This window comes from Mesorhizobium sp. Cs1321R2N1 (genome assembly GCF_037179725.1).
GTDB lineage: Bacteria > Pseudomonadota > Alphaproteobacteria > Rhizobiales > Rhizobiaceae > Mesorhizobium > Mesorhizobium salmacidum.
Genome location: NZ_JAPYKP010000257.1, coordinates 1 through 3,596, shown reverse-complemented (window position 1 = coordinate 3,596; position 3,596 = coordinate 1). Strand labels below are relative to the sequence as shown.

Annotated in this window: 4 protein-coding genes and 1 pseudogene; all 5 read left to right on the top strand. The window is 65.5% G+C overall.

Annotated elements, in window-relative coordinates:
* Positions 1–362, top strand: a pseudogene (tauB, locus tag O7A61_RS31495) (taurine ABC transporter ATP-binding subunit); the annotation flags it as partial.
* On the top strand, positions 359–1,219 hold the full coding sequence (locus O7A61_RS31490; protein ID WP_337133068.1) for an ABC transporter permease subunit: 861 nt from the start codon (positions 359–361) through the stop codon (positions 1,217–1,219). The pseudogene tauB and the gene O7A61_RS31490, both read left to right, overlap by 4 nt.
* Before the next feature lie 19 nt (positions 1,220–1,238).
* Positions 1,239–1,427 carry a hypothetical protein gene (locus O7A61_RS31485; RefSeq protein ID WP_337133067.1) on the top strand — a complete coding sequence of 63 codons (189 nt, stop codon included), beginning with the start codon at positions 1,239–1,241 and terminating at the stop codon, positions 1,425–1,427.
* A 226-nt stretch (positions 1,428–1,653) separates the two neighbouring features.
* On the top strand, positions 1,654–2,607 hold the full coding sequence (locus O7A61_RS31480; protein WP_337133066.1) for a sulfonate ABC transporter substrate-binding protein: 954 nt from the start codon (positions 1,654–1,656) through the stop codon (positions 2,605–2,607).
* Between the two features lie 77 nt (positions 2,608–2,684).
* On the top strand, positions 2,685–3,596 hold a 912-nt coding region (locus O7A61_RS31475), incomplete at its 3' end, for an LLM class flavin-dependent oxidoreductase (protein ID WP_337133065.1).

The following is a 3,596-nucleotide window of genomic DNA, read 5'->3' as shown; positions in this document are numbered from 1 at the left end:
GCCAGCGTGTCGGCCTTGCCCGCGCGCTCGCCGCCGAACCCGAATTCCTGCTGCTCGACGAGCCGCTCGGCGCGCTCGACGCGCTGACGCGCGAACGCATGCAGACGACGCTGCTCGACCTTTGGACGGCAAGCCATGCCGGCGTGCTGATGGTGACGCACGGCATCGAGGAGGCGCTGGTGCTCGCCACCCGCATCGTCGTGCTGGCGCCCGGCCCTGGCCGCGTGGTGCGAACCTTCGAGCCGGGTTTCTCCCGGCGCTATGTCTCGGGCGAGCCCATTCGCGTCATCAAGGCCGATCCGGCCTTCGCGGCGGCGCGCGGCGAACTGACCGACGCGATCTTCGAGGGAGAGGCGGCATGACCATTTCCTTCTACACGGAACGGCCCGTTTCAAGGACAGATGAAACCGACGGCCTGTCGGTGCCCTGGTCCAGGCCACGGGCGAAACGGACCGGCGTTTCGGCGCGCATGGTCAGCGCCGTCACCATCCTGGCAGTGCTGGCGCTCTGGACGCTGTCGGCCCGCCTGCAGCTGGTGTCTCCGGTGTTCCTGCCCTCGCCGCTCGCCGTGTGGAACAAGTTCGTCGTGGTTATCAGCGACGGCTTCGTCGACGCGACGCTGCTGCAGCACGTCGTCGCCAGCCTGGGCCGCGTGTTCGCAGCGCTGGTCGCCGCCATCCTGGTCGGCGTGCCGGTGGGGCTCGCCATCGGCATCAGCACGGTGGGGCGCGGCATCTTCGATCCGCTGCTCGAATTCCTGCGGCCGATACCGCCTTTGGCCTATCTGCCGCTGGTCATCATCTGGTTCGGCATCGGCGAGCCGTCGAAAATCCTGGTGATCGCCATCGCCATGCTGGCGCCGGTCGCCCTGTCCACCGCCTCCGGTGTTCGCGGCGTCTCGCGGGAGCGCATCAACGCCGCGCGTTCGCTTGGTGCGACGCGAGTGCAAGTGGTCCGCCATGTGATCCTGCCCAGCGCCCTGCCCTCGATCCTGACCGGCTTGCGCATCGCGCTCGGCGCCGGCTGGTCGACACTGGTCGCGGCCGAACTGGTGGCGGCGACGCGCGGGCTTGGCTTCATGATCCAGTCCGCGGCCCAGTTCCTCGTCACCGACGTGGTGGTGATGGGCATATTGGTAATCGCGGCCATCGCCTTCGTGCTCGAATTCACCATCCGCCGGATCGAGCGCGTGCTCGTCCCGTGGGCCGGACGAGAATGATCGGAAAAGGAGAATGACGATGACCCATTCGACCGCCGTGTTGTTTGCCCATGTCGGCTCCTGGCTGCTCGGCCTTGCATCCGACGAGAAAGCGGCAAGAGACGACCGCTCGCGATCGCCGGCGCCGGTCCAGTTCCTGGCCGGGCGCGACCGCCTTCCACCGCGCGACGAGAGTTTTTACTGGGCCTGGCAGTACTGGTCGCAGTGAGTTGCTGACGGGTGGCGACCCGTCGATGACGGGTCCCTTCCCGTACAGGGAAGAGAGAGTTGCCAACGGCCTTGCCGCTCGATTGGGACGTGGAAAACAATTTCCTCTTGCCGATTCATCTCGCAAAATTCTTTCTCTACTAAATTTATAGACCTACCTAGCCTAAGTCCCACTCCGATCGATCGGAAGTTTCTCGGCGCTGCCCAGGCATTGAAGGAGAGGGATCATGTTCAATCAGACGAGACGCGTTTTCGGCATCGGCCTCCTGGCCGCGACAGTCGTGCTGTCGTTCGGCGCTGCCGCGCAGGACCTGAAGCAGTTCAGCATCGGTTACCAGAAGACCGGCCTGCCGGTGATCGCCAGGCAGCAGCAGGTGATCGAGAAGGCGCTCGGCGACAAGGGCGTCACCGTGAAGTGGGTCGAGTTCACCGCCGGGCCGCCATTGGTCGAAGCGCTCAATGTCGGCGCCATCGATGCCGGCTGGACCGGCGACGCGCCGCCGATCTTTGGTCAATCGGCGGACGCCAACATCGTCTATGCCGCGGCACTGCCGTCCAATGGCGATGGCGAGGCGATCTTCGTCAAGCCGGCCTCGCCGGTCCAGTCGGTCGCCGATCTCAAGGGCAAGCGCGTCGGTGTCGGCAAGGGCACCAGTGCGCACAATCTTCTCGTCGCCGCGCTGGAAAAGGCAGGCGTTGCCTTCGACCAGATCACGCCGGTCTATCTCAGCCCGGCGGATGCGGCCGCCGCCTTCGCCAGCGACCAGATAGATGCCTGGGCAGTCTGGGATCCGTTCTTTGCCATCGCCGAAACCCGCTACCAGCCGCGTGTGCTGGCCCGCTCCAGCGAGGTGCTCAAGGTCAACACCTATTTCCTCGCCAACAAGGATTTCGCCAAGGCGCATCCCGAAATCGTCACCACGACCATCGCCGCGCTTGGCGAGGCGGCGAAATGGGCGGACCAGAATCGCGATAAGGTGGCGCAAGCGCTGCATGAGGTGACCGGGGTGCCGCTCGACGCACAGACCATCGCCGCCAATCGCACCAAGTTCGGCGTCTTTCCGATCACCGGCGAGATCGTAGCCGGCCAGCAGGCTACCGCCGACCGCTTCTACAAGCTCGGCCTGATCCCCAATGCGGTGCGGATTTCCGACGCGGTTTGGACAGCGCCGGGCAATTGATTTTTCGTCACGCGGCGCCGGGTGGAGAAACGCCCGGCGCCGTTGCCGTTCATGCCTTGACCTCCAGGAGGCCCGCCTTGACCACGCCAGCCAAGCCACTCGATTTCTTCTGGTTCATACCGACTCATGGCGACGGTTCCTATCTCGGCTCCGAGCTGCAGCAGCGGCCGCCGGAGTTCGGATATTTCAAGGAGATCGCGCAGGCAGTCGACCGCCTCGGCTTCCCCGGTGTGCTGTTGCCGACCGGGCAGAACTGCGAGGATTCCTGGATCACCGCAACCGGACTGGCGACGCTGACCGAAAGGCTCAAATTCCTCGTCGCGTTGCGGCCGGGCGTCACATTGCCGACCTTCGCCGCGCGGCAGACGGCGGCACTCGACCGTCTGAGCAACGGCCGCCTGCTGCTCAATGTCGTGGTCGGCGGCAATCCGGCCGAGCTTGCCGGCGATGGCGTCTTCCTGCCGCATGACGAGCGCTATGCGCAGGCGCAGGAGTTCCTGACCATCTGGCGCGGCCTGGTGTCCGGCGAGCGTGTCAATTTCGACGGCAAATATTACCGCGTCGAGAATGGCCGCCTCGACCTTCTGCCATCACAGGAACGGCCGCCCCTTTATTTCGGCGGTTCGTCCGATGCCGGGCAGGATCTCGCCGCCGATCTGGTTGATATGTATCTCACCTGGGGCGAGCCACCGGCGCAGGTCGCCGAGAAGCTGGCATCGGCGCGCGCGAAAGCGGCATCGCGCGGTCGCGAATTGCGTTTCGGCATTCGGCTGCATTTCATTGTTCGCGAAACCGAGGACGAAGCCTGGCGTGCCGCCGACCGGTTGATCAGCCACGTCACCGATGCCCAGATCGAGAACGCGCAGGCGCGGTTCCTCAACCAGATGGACTCGGTCGGCCAGCGCCGGATGGCCGAACTGCATAGCGGCCGCCGCGACAGACTGGTCGTCTCGCCCAATCTGTGGGCCGGCGTCGGGCTGGTGCGCGGC

Excerpts from the sequence above, each read along its gene's own strand:
- O7A61_RS31480 (WP_337133066.1), top strand. The coding sequence starts at position 1,654 with ATGTTCAATCAGACGAGACGCGTTTTCGGCATCGGCCTCCTGGCCGCG.
- O7A61_RS31485 (WP_337133067.1), top strand. The coding sequence starts at position 1,239 with ATGACCCATTCGACCGCCGTGTTGTTTGCCCATGTCGGCTCCTGGCTG.
- O7A61_RS31490 (WP_337133068.1), top strand. The coding sequence starts at position 359 with ATGACCATTTCCTTCTACACGGAACGGCCCGTTTCAAGGACAGATGAA.